General features: G+C 42.0%; 15 protein-coding genes and 1 pseudogene. 6 read left to right on the top strand and 10 right to left on the bottom strand.

Annotated elements, in window-relative coordinates:
* Positions 1 to 531: 531 nt before the first annotated feature.
* Positions 532 to 732, top strand: coding sequence for a hypothetical protein (locus IQ244_RS33290; RefSeq protein ID WP_322746136.1), 201 nt, complete (start codon positions 532 to 534; stop codon positions 730 to 732).
* Here IQ244_RS33290 and IQ244_RS30655 read toward each other — a convergent pair.
* Positions 704 to 2,368, bottom strand: coding sequence for an FAD-dependent oxidoreductase (locus IQ244_RS30655; RefSeq protein ID WP_193900454.1), 1,665 nt, complete (start codon positions 2,366 to 2,368; stop codon positions 704 to 706). The two genes, IQ244_RS33290 and IQ244_RS30655, sit on opposite strands and share 29 nt — an antisense overlap.
* Before the next feature lie 152 nt (positions 2,369 to 2,520).
* Between IQ244_RS30655 and IQ244_RS30650 the strand changes: the two genes are divergently transcribed.
* Positions 2,521 to 3,927, top strand: coding sequence for an ATP-binding protein (locus IQ244_RS30650; RefSeq protein ID WP_193900453.1), 1,407 nt, complete (start codon positions 2,521 to 2,523; stop codon positions 3,925 to 3,927).
* Positions 3,928 to 4,143: 216 nt separating this feature from the next.
* Here the strand turns inward: IQ244_RS30650 and IQ244_RS30645 are convergent, their stop codons facing one another.
* On the bottom strand, positions 4,144 to 4,467 hold the full coding sequence (locus IQ244_RS30645; RefSeq protein WP_193900452.1) for a hypothetical protein: 324 nt from the start codon (positions 4,465 to 4,467) through the stop codon (positions 4,144 to 4,146).
* 18 nt (positions 4,468 to 4,485) lie between these two features.
* On the bottom strand, positions 4,486 to 5,397 hold the full coding sequence (locus IQ244_RS30640) for an NmrA/HSCARG family protein (RefSeq protein ID WP_193900451.1): 912 nt from the start codon (positions 5,395 to 5,397) through the stop codon (positions 4,486 to 4,488).
* A gap of 333 nt (positions 5,398 to 5,730) precedes the next feature.
* Between IQ244_RS30640 and IQ244_RS30635 the strand changes: the two genes are divergently transcribed.
* The gene (locus tag IQ244_RS30635; protein ID WP_193900450.1) at positions 5,731 to 7,989 is read left to right on the top strand and encodes an FdhF/YdeP family oxidoreductase; all 2,259 of its coding nucleotides are present in this window, start codon (positions 5,731 to 5,733) and stop codon (positions 7,987 to 7,989) included.
* A gap of 32 nt (positions 7,990 to 8,021) precedes the next feature.
* Here the strand turns inward: IQ244_RS30635 and IQ244_RS30630 are convergent, their stop codons facing one another.
* Genes IQ244_RS30630 through IQ244_RS30620 form a run of 3 tightly spaced genes read right to left on the bottom strand, consistent with a single transcriptional unit; the run spans position 8,022 to position 10,691 of the window.
* Positions 8,022 to 8,510, bottom strand: coding sequence for a transposase (locus IQ244_RS30630; protein ID WP_193900449.1), 489 nt, complete (start codon positions 8,508 to 8,510; stop codon positions 8,022 to 8,024).
* Positions 8,486 to 8,794, bottom strand: a complete 309-nt coding sequence (locus IQ244_RS30625; protein WP_193900448.1) for a transposase — start codon at positions 8,792 to 8,794, stop codon at positions 8,486 to 8,488. Before IQ244_RS30625 ends, IQ244_RS30630 begins: the two co-directional genes overlap by 25 nt.
* Before the next feature lie 10 nt (positions 8,795 to 8,804).
* On the bottom strand, positions 8,805 to 10,691 hold the full coding sequence (locus IQ244_RS30620; RefSeq protein WP_193900447.1) for an ABC transporter ATP-binding protein: 1,887 nt from the start codon (positions 10,689 to 10,691) through the stop codon (positions 8,805 to 8,807).
* Between the two features lie 314 nt (positions 10,692 to 11,005).
* Here IQ244_RS30620 and IQ244_RS30615 point away from each other — a divergent pair, with 314 nt between their 5' ends.
* Positions 11,006 to 14,554, top strand: a complete 3,549-nt coding sequence (locus tag IQ244_RS30615; protein ID WP_193900446.1) for a leucine-rich repeat domain-containing protein — start codon at positions 11,006 to 11,008, stop codon at positions 14,552 to 14,554.
* Positions 14,555 to 14,758: 204 nt separating this feature from the next.
* On the opposite strand, the gene IQ244_RS30610 is transcribed toward IQ244_RS30615, so the two are convergent.
* The 4 genes and pseudogenes from IQ244_RS30610 to IQ244_RS33120 all read right to left on the bottom strand — a co-directional run bounded on the left by IQ244_RS30610 (position 14,759) and on the right by IQ244_RS33120 (position 17,372).
* Positions 14,759 to 15,316 (bottom strand): single-stranded DNA-binding protein, encoded by a 558-nt coding sequence (locus IQ244_RS30610; protein WP_193900445.1) that lies wholly within the window; start codon positions 15,314 to 15,316, stop codon positions 14,759 to 14,761.
* 253 nt (positions 15,317 to 15,569) lie between these two features.
* Positions 15,570 to 15,677 (bottom strand): annotated as a pseudogene (locus IQ244_RS32790) (IS1 family transposase); the annotation flags it as partial.
* 350 nt (positions 15,678 to 16,027) lie between these two features.
* Complete coding sequence (locus IQ244_RS30600) at positions 16,028 to 17,197, bottom strand: serine/threonine protein kinase (RefSeq protein WP_193900443.1); 1,170 nt, start codon at positions 17,195 to 17,197, stop codon at positions 16,028 to 16,030.
* A 40-nt stretch (positions 17,198 to 17,237) separates the two neighbouring features.
* On the bottom strand, positions 17,238 to 17,372 hold the full coding sequence (locus IQ244_RS33120) for a hypothetical protein (RefSeq protein WP_265578965.1): 135 nt from the start codon (positions 17,370 to 17,372) through the stop codon (positions 17,238 to 17,240).
* Between the two features lie 623 nt (positions 17,373 to 17,995).
* Here IQ244_RS33120 and IQ244_RS30595 point away from each other — a divergent pair.
* Positions 17,996 to 18,349: a hypothetical protein gene (locus IQ244_RS30595; RefSeq protein ID WP_193900442.1), complete on the top strand. Its 354-nt coding sequence runs from the start codon at positions 17,996 to 17,998 to the stop codon at positions 18,347 to 18,349.
* Between the two features lie 157 nt (positions 18,350 to 18,506).
* On the top strand, positions 18,507 to 19,457 hold the full coding sequence (locus IQ244_RS30590; RefSeq protein WP_193900441.1) for a class I SAM-dependent methyltransferase: 951 nt from the start codon (positions 18,507 to 18,509) through the stop codon (positions 19,455 to 19,457).
* The last annotated feature ends 228 nt before the right edge of the window (positions 19,458 to 19,685 follow it).

Here is a 19,685-nt window from a genome sequence, read left to right as displayed (position 1 = left end):
CCGGATGCACACCACACAGCCGTTTGAATTCTTCTGGTTTGAGGTTCTTTACCTTTTCGTAGCTCATAGATGTCAAGAAAGCTCTCAGCTACTTTTCCCACGCTCATGGGACTTTTGCAAGAGGTCTAGTGTAGAGACAATGTTGGGAGCGTAGTTAATAGCAGTTTCGCTCACCTCAATGGTGAATGTCTGGGTTGCAGTATCGCCCTGGCTATCTGTAACTAGCACTTCAACGGTTTGAGAGATAATTTGGTCTGCTTGAGCAGTCCAGTGAATCGTGCCGTTATATCGATTGTCATTCCGGCTGGATGGCGACCCAAGCTAAACGTAAGCTCATCATTTTCCGGGTCATTAGCAACGACATTGTAGCTGTATAACTAAGTTTCCCCATAACATTATTGTTAAGACATCTACACTTGAAATTCTGTGTTCAAAGCGACTAAGTACAATTTCATTTAGCCAAGTCAAGAGAGAATTTTTGCGCTGCCTCGCTTAGTAGAAGAATGGGCTAATCACAAATGTGAGTATTGCTTGCTGCCAACCAAAGTAGCGTTATTCCCGCATGAAATCGATTACATTATTGCTCAGAAGCATGGTGGCAAGACAGATGCAGAAAATTTGGCGTATATTACTGTAAGCGAAGACTACCCTGTAGTTGTAACTGTTTCGCCTGGGGTTTTGCATGATGCGATTAATTTAAGCGTCATACTTTACTCAGGTAGCGATGTATAAACTGCACGCACACGCTGCCTTCTCCAACACCAGATGCCACTCGTTTTACTGAGGCATAGCGCACATCACCTGCGACAAAAATACCAGGCACACTAGTTTCTAATAGAAAAGGATCGCGCTCCAATGTCCACCCTTTGGGACGACGCTTGTCTTGCATCAAATCAGCACCTGCCAGAATAAAGCCATTCTCATCGCGTTCGACGATGCCATCTAGCCAGTCAGTTTGGGGACGAGCGCCAATGAAAATAAACAGTGACTTTGCTGGTACAGTTTCAATTGCTCCTGTTTGGTCATTTATTAGTACGACAGCTTCTAAATTTTGTTCCCCCTTTATTTCTACGACTTTAGTTTGAGTGCGGACAGTAATGTTCTGTGTGGCTTTTATTTGGTCAATCAGGTATTGCGACATACTTTTGGCAAGCGAATCAGCACGTACTAACATTGTCACCGAGTGGGCATACTTGGCGAAGTGCATCGCCGCCTGTCCAGCCGAGTTCGCACCGCCAATCACAAATACTTCTTCACCTTGACAGGCAATTGCTTCGGTCATTGCCGCACCATAATAAACACCAGCACCACACAGATGCTCCTCACCTGGAATATTCAGCTTGCGGTACGATACCCCTGTCGCAATCAACAGTGCATGACAACTGATCTCACTACCATCTGCCAGTAAAATCACCCGATAGGGGTCTTGAATCCGAACCCCGATGACTGTTTGCGGGGTCAAAATTTCGACCCCAAAGCGTTTTGCCTGCGTTACTGCCCGACGCGCTAAATCTGCACCACTTAATCCTATAGGAAAGCCCAGATAATTTTCGATGCGAGAACTTGAGCCTGCTTGTCCACCTGGTGCTTCTTTTTCAATCATCACGGTGCTGAGTCCTTCGGATGCACCATAAACAGCCGCCGCCAGTCCAGCCGGGCCGCCCCCAACAATTGCCAAATCATAAAATGGACGTTCTGCTTGAGTTCGCAATCCAATATGTTCAGCAATTTGCAGATTTGTTGGTTGTATAAGCGTATAGCCGTCTGGAAATAATACTAATGGTAAGCTTTGCACACCATCGGGTTTAGTATAAGTCAATAGTTGATTTGCTTCTTTTTCCAACTCTACATCCATCCATTGATAAGGAATTTGATTGCGTGCCAAAAAATCTTTTACTTGGTGCGAATGTGGCGACCAACGGTTTCCCACTACCCGAATACCTTCAAACGGTGGACTATAATCTGCTAACCAATCATCAATCAAATCATCCAGCACCGGATACAGACGTTCTTCTGGCGGGTTCCAAGGTTTAAGCAGATAATAATCGAGTTTAGCGTTATTAATGGCACGAATAGCCGCATCAGTATCTGCGTAAGCAGTCAGCAACACCCGTTTGGCATTAGGAAACAGAACTATCGCCTGTTCCAAAAATTCCACCCCACTCATAAGTGGCATTCGTTGATCGACAACAAATGTGGCAACAGTTTCATTGCGAATCTTCAGTTGTTTTAAGATATCTAATGCAGTCGCACCGGAGTCGGCTCGCATAATCCGAAAGCGATCGCCATATTCTTTTCGTAGGTCTCGCGCGATCGCTTGCAGCACATCGAGATCGTCATCAACAGTGAGAATGACTGGTTTTACCACGCGCTTGCTCTCCAAAATTTAACCAGCTGCGCTCTCAGCCTAAAGCTAGATATTAAAAAAGCGATTCTATCTAAAGACTGAGTTTCAGATGTACGTCAGTCGGCTTTGATAAGGAAAAGCGTTATTATAATATCCCAGCAGACGAGGAAATTATGCTTTGTCTTGAAGAACTGCTGACTCTGGAATTGTTTAAAGCCTTGCCAAGAAACCGCCTCGACTGGATCTGTGAGCGCGCCAAAACGATTGACTTAAATATTGATGAGGTATTGGTAAAGGAAGGCGACCCCCCGCAGGGATTTTTTATTCTATTGTGTGGTCGTATGGGGTTAACCCGACGAAGTGAGGGACTGGAAATACCGATTGGACAGCATGAAGCTCCTAGCTTTTTTGGTGAAATTCCAGTCTTAACTGGCGAACCTGCCCCTGTGACTGCCAGAGCCATCACAGACTGTCATTTTTATGAACTATCAGGTGACGATTTCCTGACATTGCTCCATGAGTGTCGCACCTTTGAGCAGATGATTTTTCAAAGTGTGGCAAAGCGATCGCGTGGATTAGAGTCTTTTATCCGCAACCGGGAAAAAATGGCAGCTTTGGGTACCCTAGCAGCAGGACTGGCACACGAACTAAATAATCCCGCCGCCGCATTGGTTCGTGCTTTACAAGATATCACCCCAGCAATAATAGAATTGCAACACATGAATTTAGTCGTTGGACAACACCAAATTGATGAAGCACATACTCAAGAATGGCTTAAAGCACGAGATAAAGGGTATGAGGCAATTCTCCACAAACGGATTGATCTGATGAGTTTAAATGAGCGCGAAGACCAAATACTGAATTGGTTGGAAGATTATGGCGTGAAGGATGCCTGGAAATTGGCTCAACCGCTGGCTGAAAGCGGTATCAAAATTGAAACTCTCGAAGAATTAACAACTCAATGGCGGGATGAATTAACTCAAATGCGTGACATTGGGCTGCGTTGGTTGGCACTTTCGTTTGAAGTCATGTCAATGATAGCCAGTGGTTTGCATGGTGCAGAACGCATTGCTGAATTAGTGCAGTCGATGAAGTCTTATTCCCATTTAGATCAGGGCGCTCGACAACTAGTTGATATACATCAAGGGCTAGAGGATACACTACGATTATTCTCCTACAAACTGAAGCACGGCGTAGAAATCCACCGTTCCTATGCTCCGTTAATTCCGAAAATCTGGGCTTATGGAAGTGAATTAAATCAGGTATGGACAAATTTAATTGATAATGCGATTGATGCAATGGAAAATAAAGGCGTGCTTGAAATTATTACGCTCCTCCACAGCGATCGCATTGAAGTGCAAATTATAGATTCAGGATCAGGTATCCCACCAGAAATCCAATCACGAATTTTTGAACCATTTTTTACGACAAAGCCCGTTGGCAAAGGCTCAGGATTAGGCTTAGAAGTGGTGCGACGAATTGTCGAAATTCGCCATCAAGGAACAATCATGCTGGCATCTAAACCAAGTAAAACTCAGTTTACTGTTTGTTTGCCAATCATTCAGCATAGAACTCTATGACTATGCACTTGACATTCATTACAAAGTGCCGAGTTTTTTGTGAATAATTTTAGAGGGTAATAGAGGACGCAAGAAATCTGCTACTACGCTTTCTGTTGGACAGGAAGTTTACACTGTACTCGAAAAATCAGTGTAGGTAGTTCACCCAGATAGCCATCACGGGCGAAAAGCTATAAGTGTTGCCTAAAACCGTGCAATTCCATTGCGCGGAGTGGCTTATAAAGCATCCGTGCGATGTATGGATTCAATCAACTCCTCAACTTCTTCTTCGTCTAGACACTGTTTCACTTGGGTGCTGAACCACTGAGATTCTTCCAGTTCTGTGTCATTGACTCGGTAAACTAGTAATGTTCCTGCAACGCGGGCAAGAGTAAGAGGTGATGGAGAAACGTGGCTCAGTAAATCGGACGCATTCTGGTATATTTCCATGACTGATAATTCGTCCAAAGGAGATCCCAACTGAGTAGAAAGCTGTTTTAGGTTCTCCTGAATAGATGAATGGAAGCCTGGATCTTCGGGATGGGAAAGAGGGTTACTCATATTGTCGTTCAAATGCCATTAAAGGTTTTCGTAAGTCAATCCTGGATTTGCCCAGTTAGTTTCCTCCAGAAATTCACTAAATGTCGTCAAAAGTCCCGAAAATTCTTGACGTAAGTGCGCTACATCTGCCTGATATCCTTTTTTGCGATACCACTGAATCAAAGCAAATAATTCTCTTTGAAATAACAGCAAGAAAATCCAAGGCGATGTTTGTTTATAAACAACTTTTTTCCCCTGCGCTTTTGAGAACGCCTCAGCCATTTGTTTGGGTGTAAGTACATCTCCTGCTAACTCAATTTCTTTACCGATGTACTGGGCTGGATGTTTGATGACATAGGCAGCAATACGACCCATATCTTTGGTAGTAATGAGATGTAAAGGTCTGTCAGGCTGAATTGCAAACAGGAAGCTGCCTTTAAGGATGGAAGGGCGCGTATACTTTTTCCAAAATTCTTCCATGAATAAGCAAGCACGCAACATGGTAGTTGGTAAACCTGCTTGTTTGAGAATTTGCTCTACTTGATATTTTTGCTCAATATGAATAATTCCCGAATTTCTGTCAGCCCCACCTGCGGAGTTATAGACAAAATGCTGAACGTTAGCTTGTTTGGCTGCTTGTGCAACTCTTTTTGCCCTTTCAACTTCTAACGGGCTAGGTTTGGCTGAATCTTGGGAGGTGGCGTGGCAGTAAACAGCAGAAATTCCAGCAAAGGCTGGTATGAGAGAATTTTCATCATCAAGATTGGCCTCTACCAGTTCTATTCCAGCATCATTCATCTTGGCTAGAGATGGTCGGTTGAGGTCTATTTTCCTAGTAATGGCGCGGAGGTTGGTAACTTCTTGTTCGAGAAATCCCTTAATAACGTTGCCACCTGTGCCACCTGTAACTCCAATGAGCAATATTTTCTGGCGATCGCCAATTTGTGACATTCTTTTATTTGGAATGCTGCATTAAGTTTAAGTGTATATCATGTGTTGTGGACAGGTTCTTACTTCGTCGCTAGTTGTGGTGGGATCACAGTTAAAACAATATGTGCAACAACAACAATCACACCAAAAATAAGGATTCACTTTGTTCAGTCATAAAATGTTTGCCTCAATTCTCCACCTATCAACCTCTGGTATGATGGGCGACGGAACCTTTGACTCGGTAGGGGCAAAGTCTTCCAAAATATGGAGTAGCGAGTTCTGTAGTCAGCCAAAGATACCCAATTTAGTTTTTAGCAATAATATTTAGTTAAGTGAGTTGAAATTTAGCTAAGTATGGATAATTTACCTCAAGGCAAGTCTAGTTCCTCGGCTGGGGGTGGTTTACCTGTAATTCAGTATTGGATAGAAGAAACTCTCTCAGCACAAGGTTTAAAATTATGGCAAACTCTCAATCATAAAAGTGCCTGTTTATCTTGTGCTTGGGGTACGGGTGGTCAAAAAGGCGGATTTGTGAATGAAGCGGGAGAGTACTTACAACGCTGTGCTAAAAGTGTAGAGGCGATCGCTGCGGAATTACAACCAGGAATTAAACCAGATTTTTTTCAAGAAAATCATATTAATGAATTACAACAACTGAGTTCGCAAGAATGCGATCGCTTAGGTAGATTAAGTTATCCTGTGATTCTCAAAGCAGGTTCAAACTATTATCAACGTATTAGCTGGGAAGAAGTTTACCAGATTGCTACACAAGCCTTTAAAGTACCACCAGCAAGAATTGCTAGTTATAGTTCTGGACGTTCCTCTAATGAAGCCGCATATTTACTACAGCTATTAATGCGCTCACTAGGTAGTAACAATCTAGCAGACTGTTCAGATTTGTGTCACGCACCATCAACAGTAGGATTAAAAAAAGTTTTTGGCTCAGGCACATCAATGGTCAGCTTAGAAAACCTCAAACATAGCGATTGTGTTGTGTTAATTGGGTCTAACGCACCTGCCAATCATCCGCGACTGATGAACGAATTGATCAAGTTGCGTGAAAGAGGTGGGAAAGTAATCATTATTAATCCTCAAATTGAAGTAGGGTTAGTTAAATTTGCGTCTCCAGCATTTCCCATCAAATCTTTACTTACAGGTGGTTCAGATATATCTTCCTTATATTTACAACCGATTCCTGGGAGTGATGTTGCATTATTTGTAGGATTACAAAAATCTCTAATTGAACAGAAATTGCTGAAACTAGAATATCTTAAATGTTATACAAAAGATTGGGAAAAAATTGTAGATTATGCTAAAAATATATCTTGGAATAAGATAACTAATATATGTGGTGTATCTCAAGAAGAAATTACAGCAACAGCTTATCAAATTGGGACATCAGAGCGTGTAGTTTTTGCCTGGGCAATGGGAATAACTCAACATGATAACGGTGTAGATAATGTTTTGAGTATTGCAAATACAGCCTTAATTACAGGCAACGCAGGTAAAGTTGGTTCAGGGACAATGCCCATTCGGGGGCATTCTAATGTGCAAGGATTTGGTTCAATGGGTGTCACAGTAAACCTGCGCTCAGAAATCAAACAAGCACTATCTCAACTATTAGGAAAACCCCTAGATGAAACGCCTGGGTATCATACTCGTAATTTAATAACAGCAGCAGAAGTAGGAAAGATAGATACACTATTTTGTTTAGGGGGAAATTTGTATGCAGCCAACCCAGACTTGCAACAAGCCAAACAGGCATTATCACAAATAGAAACCATTTTTTATGTGGCTACTAAACCGAACTTAGGACATTTTCACGGATTAGCGAAACAGCAAACTTTAATATTACCTGTATTGAATCGCTTTGAAAATCCTTATAAAACAACAACTGAATCAGGTAATAATTTTGTGCGGTTAAATGATGAAGGTAAAAGTCATTTACAATCCCTTAATACTACTGATTTAATTCCTGAAATAGAGCTAATTACAGAAATTGCCCAGAGATTACATGGTGAAATCCCTATAAATTGGCGGAAGCTGCAAAATCCAGTTTATGTAAGAGAATTAATTGCTAAAACCATCCCTGGCTATCAAAAAATTGGCACAATAGACCAAACAAAACAGGAGTTTATCATTGAAGGGCGGATTTTAGATGAGCCAAAATTTCCTACATCTGATGGTAAAGCACAGATGTTCGTTACACCTTTACCGCAACTATCAATACCACCTAAATCAGAGTTTGGTATTAGAGAAAGTCAGCCAGGAATTCTCCTAATTTTAGGGACAGGAAGAAGTTATGGGCAACATAATACTGTAGTTTATCGTAGTGAAGATAAATATCGAGGAATGCCCCATCGTCACTGTATTTTAATGAACCCTCTGGATGTAAAAAAAGCAGAATTTCAAGAACATCAGCGAGTAACAGTTAAAGGAAATCAAGGACAATTAGATAATATTGAAATTATTTGCGGGGCAATTCTTGAAGGTGTAGCTTTTATGTTTTATCCGGAAGCTAACGTTCTGTTCAAAGCAAAGATTGATCCTCAAAGCGGCACACCTGCATATAAAAGAGTCCCTGTTTATATTTTAGCTACTAATAAACCTTGATTCTATTTCTCTTAGAGTCTGTTTGTAAATGATTATGAAGTAATAGAAGAAGACTTCACTAGTCGTTTCAACATTAAACGAATCATGACTGTGTAAATCATAGATTCGCTCATTTCTGGTAAAAGTTCATAATCCTTGCTAAGACGACGGTATTGGTTCCACCAGGCAAATGTACGTTCGACAATCCATCGCTTAGGCAATACTTGAAATCCCGGTTGAGTACGACAAATCACATCAACTTTGGCGTTACATAATTGCTGAATCATGCGCTCAAAGTTCTCACCGCTCAAGCCTTGATCTACCCAAATTACAACTAAATCAACAGTAACCTCTGCGGCTTTCATCACAACTGCTGCACCACCTAAACGTTCTGGAAAGTTTGCTTCTGTAACAATAACTGCCAATACTAGTCCCAAAGTATCAACGAGGATAAAGCGTTTACGTCCCTTGACTTGTTTTTCACCATCATAGCCATATACTTCCCACGCCAGTTGCTTCAAGTCGGCAGAGTTGCCCAACATACTGGCTCCTTTTTTTCCGCCGTCTTCACTGATTGACTATCAATGATGGCAGCAGTTGGCTCTTCTTTTTTATTCATGCTTTCACGAACTTGGTGTCGCAATTGTGTGTGAATTCTTTGCCACACTCCCAGACGTTGCCAGTGACGAAAATAGTTATAAACGGTTTGCCAAGGTGGTAATTCATGTGACAATGCACGCCACGTACATTCCTCATGCAGAATGTAAAAAATTACATGGAAATTCCTCCTACTAAGGATTTCGGGCAACGTAGAATTAATTGTCACCAGATGTCTATTACATAGTTCGCACTTGCCGACTACGTATCCGTTCTGGGCTACCGGTAGGAATCGAAGCAATTAATTTTTGCGTGTATGCTTGTTTCGGTTCACGGTAAATGCTTTCAGCTGTACCTTGTTCGACAATTTGACCACGATTCATGACTAAAATGCGATCGCTCATAAATTTCACTACACTCAAATCGTGAGAAATAAAGATATAAGTGAGTTGAAATTCATCTTGCAATTCTTTCAACAAATTCAATACTTGCGCCTGTACCGATACATCTAAGGCTGATACCGATTCATCACAAATAATAAATCTGGGATTTAAAGCCAAAGAACGGGCTATACAAATCCTTTGACGCTGACCACCGGAAAACTGATGCGGATAACGGTTAATCGCATCTGCACTCAAACCCACCCGTTCTAAAAGTTCTGCAACTCTGTCTCGCCGTTGTTTAACCGTTTTACCCACAGAGTGAATTAACAACGGTTCCATAATTGCATCGCCAACTTTCATTCGGGGGTCAAGGGCGCTAAAGGGGTTTTGAAAGACAATTTGCATTTCGCGCCGGAGTTTCTGCAAAGCTTCACCTTTTAACTTGGTGATATTCTGCCCATCGAAAATAATATCACCACTTATTGGTTCAATTAACCGCAGTAAAGTCCGACCGAGAGTAGTTTTACCACAACCAGATTCACCTACTAACCCTAAAGTTTCCCCTGGTTTGACATCAAAAGAAACGTCATTTACTGCTATACTGTACCGTTTTGTCCCACCAAACACGCCCCGCACTGGGAACCCAACTTTCAAATTACGAATTTGCAATAAAGCTGGCTTTTCTTGCAGATTTGCCAATCGGCTACTAATTTCTTCTGGAGAGATTTCTATTGGCTGTAGCGGTTCTTTCGCCTGAATTAATAAATCTCCGTTGGCTGTTTCCTCCACACTCATATAATCTGCAACAGTTAGCAATTTGTGGGGACGATGATTTAGTGTGGGGCGACAAGCTACTAATCCCTTAGTATATGGATGTTGCGGGTTACTAAAAATATCTATTGCGGCACCATACTCAACAATTTTACCTTTGTACATCACTGCAACTTTATCGGCAATTTCTGAGATTAATCCCAAATCATGGGTGATAAAAATCAACGCCATCTCACGGCTTTGCTGCAATTCTCGCAACAGATCAATAATTGTGGCTTGTACCGTCACATCTAAGGCTGTAGTTGGTTCATCCGCAATTAACAGCAAGGGATTACAAGAAATTGCCATTGCAATCATCACCCGTTGCAACTGTCCGCCAGAAAGTTGGTGGGGGTAACGTTCTAAGATGGCTTCTTTATGCTGTTTGATTAACTGTGCCAGTTTGTAATCATCTGGTGTGGGTGAATTGGGGTTAGTCTGCGGCCAAGTTTCAATATATTGTTGTTTAATTTGTTCATCATTAGGCAGAAGTTTAACTTCTTGTAAACCAGCGATCGCAATTTGTTTTGCTTCAGTTATCGAAACATTTTGATGGCGCATAATCGCTTCAGTTAGCTGAAAACCAATAGTATAAACTGGATTCAGCGAACTCATTGGTTCTTGAAAAATCATCGCCAAGTCGCCGCCACGGTGTAGCTGCATTTGTTCCGGCGGTAACTCGACTAAATTAATTGGCTTGGCTTCTGGCTGCTGACGAAACCAGATTTCCCCACCACTCACCCTACCAGGAGTTTGTAACAAACCCATGATTGCAAGTGAGGTTACAGATTTTCCGCTTCCCGATTCTCCTACAATTCCTAGAGTTTCTCCCCGATGTAGTTCAAACGAAATTCCATCTACAGCTTTGAGACTGTTGTCATCACCGGAAAATTCAACTTGGAGATTGCGAACCTCTAGGACTGTTTCTCTCATAGGAGTTTTTTATGGATTTCACAGAAAATTATTTGGATTTTAGCAGTTGTTTAGATACTATGCTGGCAATCTTCGTTTTTGCTAATTTTAGCTTGAGGTCACAAATAAGCCTGAAGGCTTAACATAAATACGCTTTCTCACAGCAAGGAACGCATTCCAGAGATGGTTTTGGCAGTATTTTTTGCTCTTGGCGTTGCTTGCCATTTTTGGGAATGTTAGGCTGAGGTTTTCTGATAAAAGTGCCTGTATATTCTTTTACAGAGAATTATTCTGGCTATGACTCCGAGTTTGGTAGTTAGGCAAAGGATTTGGTCATGGAGAGAGATGAGGCTTACAGGGAAGCAGAGCAGCGTATTGAACAAGCACGGCGAAAAGGTGCTGTAGAACTCGATCTCAGTGGTATGGGACTTACTGAATTACCAGAGGAGATCGCATCCGTAACTCAGTTACAAACGCTTAACCTCTCCAGAAACCAACTGACTCAACTACCAGAGGCGATCTCATCTCTAACTCAGTTACAAACACTTAACCTCTTTGGAAACCAACTGACTCAACTACCAGAGGCGATCGCATCTCTAACTCAGTTACAAACACTTAACCTCTTTGGAAACCAACTGACTCAACTACCAGAGGCGATCGCAAATCTTACTCAGTTGCAAACACTTGATCTCTCACACAATCAACTAACGGAACTACCAGAGGCGATCGCAAATCTTACTCAGTTGCAAACACTTGATCTCTCACACAATCAACTAACGGAACTACCAGAGGCGATCGCAAATCTTACCCAGTTGCAAGAACTTAACCTTTCCAAAAACAAACTGACGGAATTGCCAGAGGCGATCGCATCTCTGAGACAGTTGCAAAAACTTAACCTCTCTTGGAACCAACTGACAGAACTACCAAAGGCGATCGCATCCCTTACCAAATTGCGATTGCTGGATCTTACAGATAACAAAATAACTTCATTACCGGAGTGTTTAAACTCACTTACCCAGATACAGGAACTTTACGTTTCCAATAATAGATTGACATCATTGCCAAAATGGCTAGTTCATCTCACTCAATTACAAACGCTTGGTCTTGCGGGGAATCAACTAACATCGTTACCGGAATTACTAGTTTCTCTTACTCATTTGCAAACGCTTGGCCTTTCTGGTAATTCACTAAAATCACTACCAAGCTGGCTTGGCAAACTCACGCGATTACATACGCTTGGTCTAGCTAATAATAATTTAGTTCATTTGCCAGAATCGATTGGTAATTTGCTAGAACTTCGTCACCTGTATTTAGGCTCAGAGGAAAAGACCGGTAGATGGAGATTTAGTTGGGGGGGGAGCAGTTCCAACAAATTGAGTTTGCTACCAGATTCGATATGTCGGCTTACGCAACTAAAAACACTCAGTCTTGAATCTAACAGCATCGTAGATTTACCTGTAGGGTTGGCAAAACTTGAACATCTTGAAAAACTTCAACTCAACAACAATCCTCTTGACCTTGATCTTGCTGCTGTTTACGAGCAAGGTACACAAGCTGTCTTGCAATACCTACGGGCAAAGGCAGCAGATCAGGTAACTTTAAACGAAGCCAAGCTGATCCTAATTGGTGAGGGTGAAGTTGGTAAGAGTTGCCTGTTGGGAGCGTTGCGAGGTGATGAATGGGTAGACGGTCGCCCCACAACTCACGGAATTGAGATTAAGCCTGTAATCGTTACCGAACCCGACAGTGACTTAGACATCACGTTGAATGGTTGGGATTTTGGCGGTCAACGAGTTTATCGACCGACACACCAGTTGTTTTTCAGTGCGCCAGCAGTGTATCTGGTAGTGTGGAAACCACGAGAAGGCCCCCAGCAGGGCTTTGTTAAAGAATGGATTACGCTAATAAAGAATCGAGAACCAGAAGCAAAGGTGTTAGTAGTCGCTACTCACGGCGGCCCCGGACAGCGACAACCAGATATTGACAGACAGGAAATTTTAAATCAATTCGGTAGCGATACGGTGCTTGGTTTCTTCCATGTAGACAGCAAACCTAGCAAGGAAACTCAGTCTTGCTCTGGACTTGCAGAATTAAAAGATACTATTGCTCGTATTGCCGCATCTCTCCCGGAAATGGGGCGTTCTGTTCCCGCAAAATGGCAGCAGGCGAGAGAAGCGTTGCAAAAAAGCGATAAACCCTATCTGCCTTATGATGATGTCATAGCCATCTGTGCTGAACACGGCATTGATCAGGAACAGGCAGAACTGTTTCTTCGTATTTCCCATACTTTGGGGCATTTTATCCATTACCATTACGACTCAACACTGCGCGATATCGTTATTCTCAAACCCGACTGGCTGGCAAAAGCAATCAGTTTCGTACTGGATGATGAAAAAACACGCAAACGCAACGGCTTAGTCGAATTTGACCATCTCAGCGAATTGTGGAGTAATCCGCCATTTGCAGGCGAGGAAGGCTACCCGAAAGAACTCCATCCCATCTTTCTGCGACTGATGGAACGCTTTGATTTATCTTACAAAGTGGTTTTCAATCCGGCAGAACCCAGCAATACCAGCCTGATTGCTCAACTCGTTCCCGATACACCCCCAAACCGTTTACCCAATTGGGGAGCGCAACCAGAACCCGGAGACAGACAACAGGTGCAAATCTGCCGCATTGTGGACAGTCGCGGACAGTTTGAAGTGGCAGAAGGTTTGTTTTATCAGTTAATTGTCCGCTTGCACAAATACTCTCTGGGGCGAACGAATTACGAAAACAGCATTCACTGGCAACGGGGCTTAATGCTAGATAATGACTATAATGGTCGGGCTTTGCTGGAGTATGTTGGCAGTGATGTCAAAATTACAGTCCGGGCAGCTTATCCTGAAAGGTTCCTGTCCTATCTCACAGAAGATATTAAATGGCTAGTGGAAAACTTCTGGGAAGGTTTGCGTTGTAATGTGATGGTTCCTTGCATTGCACCTTGCAGTATGAATGCACCTGGACACGGACTATTTGAGGTACAAAAACTCATTGAGAGCAAAAAGAAAAATCGCCCTGATTTCCCCTGTCCGATTTCCGGGTGTGGTGAATGGCAAAACATTGATCAACTTTTAAATAACGCACCGACTACTCCACCGCCATCTCAAGAAATTGGCCTTGATCAGTTTCGAGGTATTGTGCAAGAAGAGCTAAAAGTCATCCGCAGAGATTTAGTTATCTTAGATCGTCGAGATGAAGAACGCTTTCAGAAATTATCTCAAGAGCAACGTACTATTCTCAGCCAAATCGATCAGCAGTTTGCAACACTCATGCAGATGCTCACCGACGAAGCAAAAGATGGCCCACGCTTGTTCAGCTTTAAGCCTGTAGATCCAAAGTTTTTCGATCGCCCAAAATGGATTAGTACTAAGTTTGAAATCACTCTCTGGTGCGAACACGCCCGTTTACCACTCCCCATCTTAAATCCCGACAACCCAACAAAAGGTGTTTATGAATTAGAGTTACCCCGTGAGTGGTTCACCAAAGCAGCCCCCTTTCTCAAACTTTTGACAACAACTCTCGGCTTAGTCTTACCTGTCGCCGCTTCCGCAACTAAGTTGATGCTTGATGACACCGCATACAAAGGCATTGAAGAACAACTTGATCTGGGACAAAAAACTACCGAGTCTTTCTTGAAAGGAAGCGAGCCGATTTTTACTGGACAATCTAAGAGCGAATCTTCTTTCTTAGAAGGCGATGCCATCCGCGCCCAAGGTTCTATTTTAAGAGAATTACACGCCCTTTTAAAAGGAAAAGACCCTAGTTTCGGCGGTTTGGAAAAGGTGCAGAACAAACGCCGCGAATTTCTTTGGGTTCATCCTCAGTTTGTAGACGAATATTAATTCTCATTGATTTATGGAACGTGAATTCGACAGTCCCGCCTTAGAATCAATCCTGAGTCTCAGACTATCGAGTCCTCTTGTAGAGGACTCAACAAGAAATTTGTTCCAGTCCACTTGAGTGGACTTTCGCTATTAGCCTGGAACTTTAGTTCTCGGCGGGATATGGTTTCAAGATGAAATTTTCGACACTCATCGAACTCCCGTTTAAAACGGAATATCATCAGGATCTGGTTCTTCTGTGGCTGGCGTGTAGGTACGCTCAAAATTGCTGGGTTGATATGCTGGTTCAGGGTTTTTAACTGGCGGCGCAACCCCAACATTACTAGTAGCGGGTGCGGCGCTTGGGCGTGACGGTTCATAACTAGAAACATCCGCTTGGGGATAAGCTGGGGGAGGTGTTGTCGCTGAAGGTGCTGGTTGCGAGTAGGTATCTGGAACTGATGAAGTGTAAAAACCTGTGCCTACAGGATGAATGCGTTGTATTGTCAGTTCGGCACGTTTTTCTTTAAAACCTTCGTTCCGGCGCTCGAATGTTACCATACCTAAACGCCCTTCAATAATTACGCGATCGCCTTGATGATAGTTTTGCTGCACATCTGTAGCTAAATTACCCCAACTCACCACTTTCAAGGTTGCTGGTGGATCTTCTGGTCGCTGGGAATGAGAAAACTGTACCAGCATTTCTGTGACTGCTAAGTTATCTGCTGTGTAGCGTAATTGCGGCTCTTGAATAATATCTGCCATTAAAACGCAACTGTTCATTGAATCCTCCTAATAATTCGTCATTCGTAATTTGTAATAACGTTAGCGCTACGCTAACGTAATGATGAATTCATTTATAAACTGTTTATTGTGCGTTATTTCTAGCATAAAAGCCAAGCGATGGCGTTGCACAGTAGTCATAACACTACTGGCCGCCTTCGCCTGACTGGAACGAGCATTTAATTCTGCATGAGTAGTATAATTGTACCATTAAAACCAGAAAAAATACGGCGTTACATAAATGCGGGATGAATCAGTTAAATACAGGTATTTGTCTATACTGGAAATAATGGAGTAATAAACGAATTGAGTATTTAAGCTTATCTGCTGACTTGGAATAACATAATGTTTTGCGATATAAACCCAACGTCCAAAAACCTTGATTTTGTTCGCGTTGACTGCGTTCTACCCAACCTAGATTTATTTGTTCTCGCTTTGGGTGACAGCAGACATAAGAAAGTGCGATCGCTTTTAGTGATAGTTGGAGTAGGAAGTGCGATCGCACATGATTAAATAGAGAAGTAATCGCCATCAAAAAAATATCTATGGATTGGCTACCTACAATTGATTTATCCCACCATTGGGATTTGGTTATTGCCTAAACTACACGTTATGTTGTGTACACCTGACAATGCTGATTTGGTACACTTCTAGCACGTAATTGCTGACTTTTTTGGAGATATCTATTGTTTTGCACTACTCTCCACTCCCTTAAAATATTGACTTCAGCACTAGAAATGCACTAACCCACAAAATCAAACTCATGGGTGCGCCAATGAGAACTCCGGCGATCGCCCAACCGCGTTGATGTTCTTTAAAATGTTGAATACTGCGCCATTGTCTGCTTTTCCAAGCCCATTCATTGCCTTTCGCACCCATAGCGATCGCCATAAACCAACCAATTTGTGGTACAAAACAAAACAAACCACACCATACCTGATTAGTCCACAACCAAAACCAAGGCAATAAAAAAGCCCCCCAATTCCAACCCAAAATTTCTTCTGGTACAGGTTCTGTAGAATTAATTCCACATCCAGAATTATTAATAATCTTATTGCTTGCAGGTTTGACAGCCAAATTAGATTTTAAAGTATCAAGTGCTTGGCGGGCATGACTAAACCGCTGTTCCGGTGCAGGTTCAGTCATCTTTTGCAACCAGCGCACAAAACTAGAACTCGCGTTCACGCGATCGGCGAATTGTAGTCGCAAATCTTGTTGAGGTAAATCACCAGGGGGAATACCAGTTAATAAATGTATTAACGATGCTCCCAACGCATAAAGATCAGATGCAGGAACAGCCCGACCACCAAATTGTTCCATTGGCGCATAACCATAGGTTCCCACTACAGTAAAAGTTACGCCTTCTTTAGCAGCTTTATCTTGAACTGCACCAAAATCTACCAAATAAATCTGATTATCTTCACCCCAAATTAAATTACTCGGCTTGATATCCCGATGCAAAACACCAGGATTCAATTCATGCAGATATATGAGAATTTTTAAAACTTCAGTAGCGATTTTCCTAGCTTGCTTTTCTGTACAGTGTTTACCAACCGCCAGTTTTTCTTTGAGCGATTCACCAGGAATATATTCTTGGACTAAGCCAAACCACAATGTGCGGTCATCAACACAAAAATAATCAATGTATTGCGGAATGCGCGGATGTTGTAGTTGTTTGAGAACTTGCGCTTCTCTCTCAAATAACTTCAAATCATCCCACTGGACAGTTCCGCCAAAAGCCAAAAGTTTGACCACAACTAATGATTCTTCCCCATCAGCCGCTTGTAAATCTTTGGCCAGCCAAGTTTGGCGAATGCCATTATTACCGAGTTGCCGTTGGATTTGATAACGGTGGTGTAATATCTGTTCTATTTGCAGCATCTAACACCTGTTGGCAGTTTACGCTAAGGTGGTTCCCCTACTATTCCAGGATAGACATTACACAGAGAATTTGGGGGCAGATGTTTACCAAAAAGCCATCAAGAATTGAAATCAGGCTGATTTGGTCAGCAAAATTTGGCTTTTGAGCAAAAATCTCACCTGTGTTTCGATTCATGAACTTCAATACTCATGACTATATTTATAATAATGATTATCATTTCAATACCAGGGTGTGATCGATATTCACTGGATTTATTACTCAAAGAAATCGCCAAAGTATCTAGTTGAGGAATTTCAAGACAGATTTACTTCTCTTTAGATATTCTGTACGAATCAGAATCAGCTTTTATGCCCAGTTTCTTCAATAAATGTTCAGTTAAACAAGCTGTGATTTGACCAAAACTTTAGACATATTGCTCATAGGTTAATTATTATACCGTGACTGATAAATTATTCGGGCGCTGTTTTGTATTGCATTTAATTACGCCTGACTTAAGAGATACAGCAGTTTGCCAGCAAATTAGGTAGAAAATACAAGATTTAAAATCAGAACATTAAAAAAATATTAAAACCAATTCACTTTTTAAAAAAGATGCCCGAAACTCTTTAATAATACAGCAGTTAAACATGATTAAAATTAGCACTCTAAGCCGATGAGTGCTAATTAATAAGGGAGTTTATTCCCTCAGAAATAAACCAAAAATATACCGTTTTCCAGAGATAAAATTAGACATCAAGAAGCCATAATCATCACAAAGCAAATCTCTTTGTAACTAGTAAACTGTTTGGAGGAACTAAATGAAATACACTTTTGATATTGTTGGAGTATCTCCAGTTTTACAGTTTTTTAACCATCAACAGCAGAGTATGCAAAAACCACAGTATCTAGGTGTGGAATATCTTGGCACACATATATGTACACTAGATGCGTTTATAGAAACTGTCGAACCTGTACCAGCAAAATGGGGATGGAATGTAGATCAAGTAGTAGACACAGTAATTCAGTTTTGGGTGAATCATTCAGAGAGTATTCAATATTGGAAAGCACGCTTAAGTGACGCTGGACAGAATAATTTAGTTGTAGCAAGACTTGCAGATATTACTTCTTTGCAAGCCGAATTTGAAACTCTCTTAGATAGAAATAGTTATTAAGTACATTGTCAGTCTACTGAGGTAAAATCGCACAAGAGCCTTGCATTGCGAAACTAAAGAGTAAGTCAGAAGTAAGAATAGAAAAAACGATGCTCTTGAAAACAGCGATCAAACTTAAAATAGGTATAGGCAATTATCGCTTCATTTCCTCAAACTGATGAAAAATAAAATCAAACCTGATTGGGCTGGTGAAAGCATACTCTCCAAGTTCGTTAATCTGCTGATCCAAACCAAACCTGTTTACAATGTGATGAAATACCAAGCTAGGCAAGTATTAATCACTACAGCCGAAAAAAATGGGATTCCCTGGCGCAAAAACGCTGAAGCACTGCAAGGGCTGATGACCAAACAATTGCTAGGGGCAGTTACTAACCCCGAAGTTGTGTATCCAGAATATTACAAAGTGCCATTTCATGCTTATGCTGATGGTAATCTTTGCTGGGAAGCGGCTTTTGAAGCAGAGTCGGCTACTTACGCCATGTCTTTGCGTGTTTGGCCGCAAGAAAACCTAACTTGGGAAGCGGCTCATGGCAGACTGAGAGGGACTTTTCATGATGTATTGGCAGCCTATGGCCCTTTACAGGTGAGGGAAATTCTGGATATTGGCTGTTCCATAGGTCTATCGACTATGGCACTGCACCGTTACTATCAGGAGAAACAAGACCAGCCAATTCGCACCGTTGGTTTAGATTTGTCGCCATATATGCTGGCTGTGGCTAAAGCAAGGGATGTGAATAATGAAATTTCACAGTGGGTGCATGGTAGAGCCGAAAATACAGGACTACCAGATAATTCCTTTGATTTGGTGACACTCCAGTTTGTCTGTCACGAATTACCTAGCTACGCCAGCAAGGAAATTTTCGCGGAAGCTAAACGACTACTGCGGCCTGGTGGTTACATTGCCTTGGTAGATAATAACCCGCGATCGCCTGTGATTCAAAATCTCCCGCCTGCCCTGTTTACTTTAATGAAAAGTACAGAACCTTGGAGCGATGATTATTATAGTTTCGACATTCAAGCAGCCTTGGAGGAAGCAGGCTTTTCACCCACACTTGAAGTCGCCAGCGACCCCCGTCACCGCACTATTATCGGGAAAAAACCTTCTTAAGTTCTGAATTCTGATTCCATAAAGAATGTAGAGACAAAAAATTTCTGTCTCTACATTCAGCACACTAAATCCACGTCTAATCAAGCCGAAACTTACGAGTAGGCGTAAATAGAAGGTTCGTGCAACCAGGGGCAACCAGTCATTGAAATCGTTGACCAGTAAGAGGTTCAGCCATTATCCATTTCTAATGATTGACCCCAGTTTTTCCCCTTTTACTATAAGTAAACT

Origin of the sequence: Nostoc sp. LEGE 06077 (assembly GCF_015207705.1) — a bacterium.
Lineage (GTDB): Bacteria > Cyanobacteriota > Cyanobacteriia > Cyanobacteriales > Nostocaceae > Nostoc_B.
This window is presented reverse-complemented; position numbering and strand designations above follow the sequence as displayed.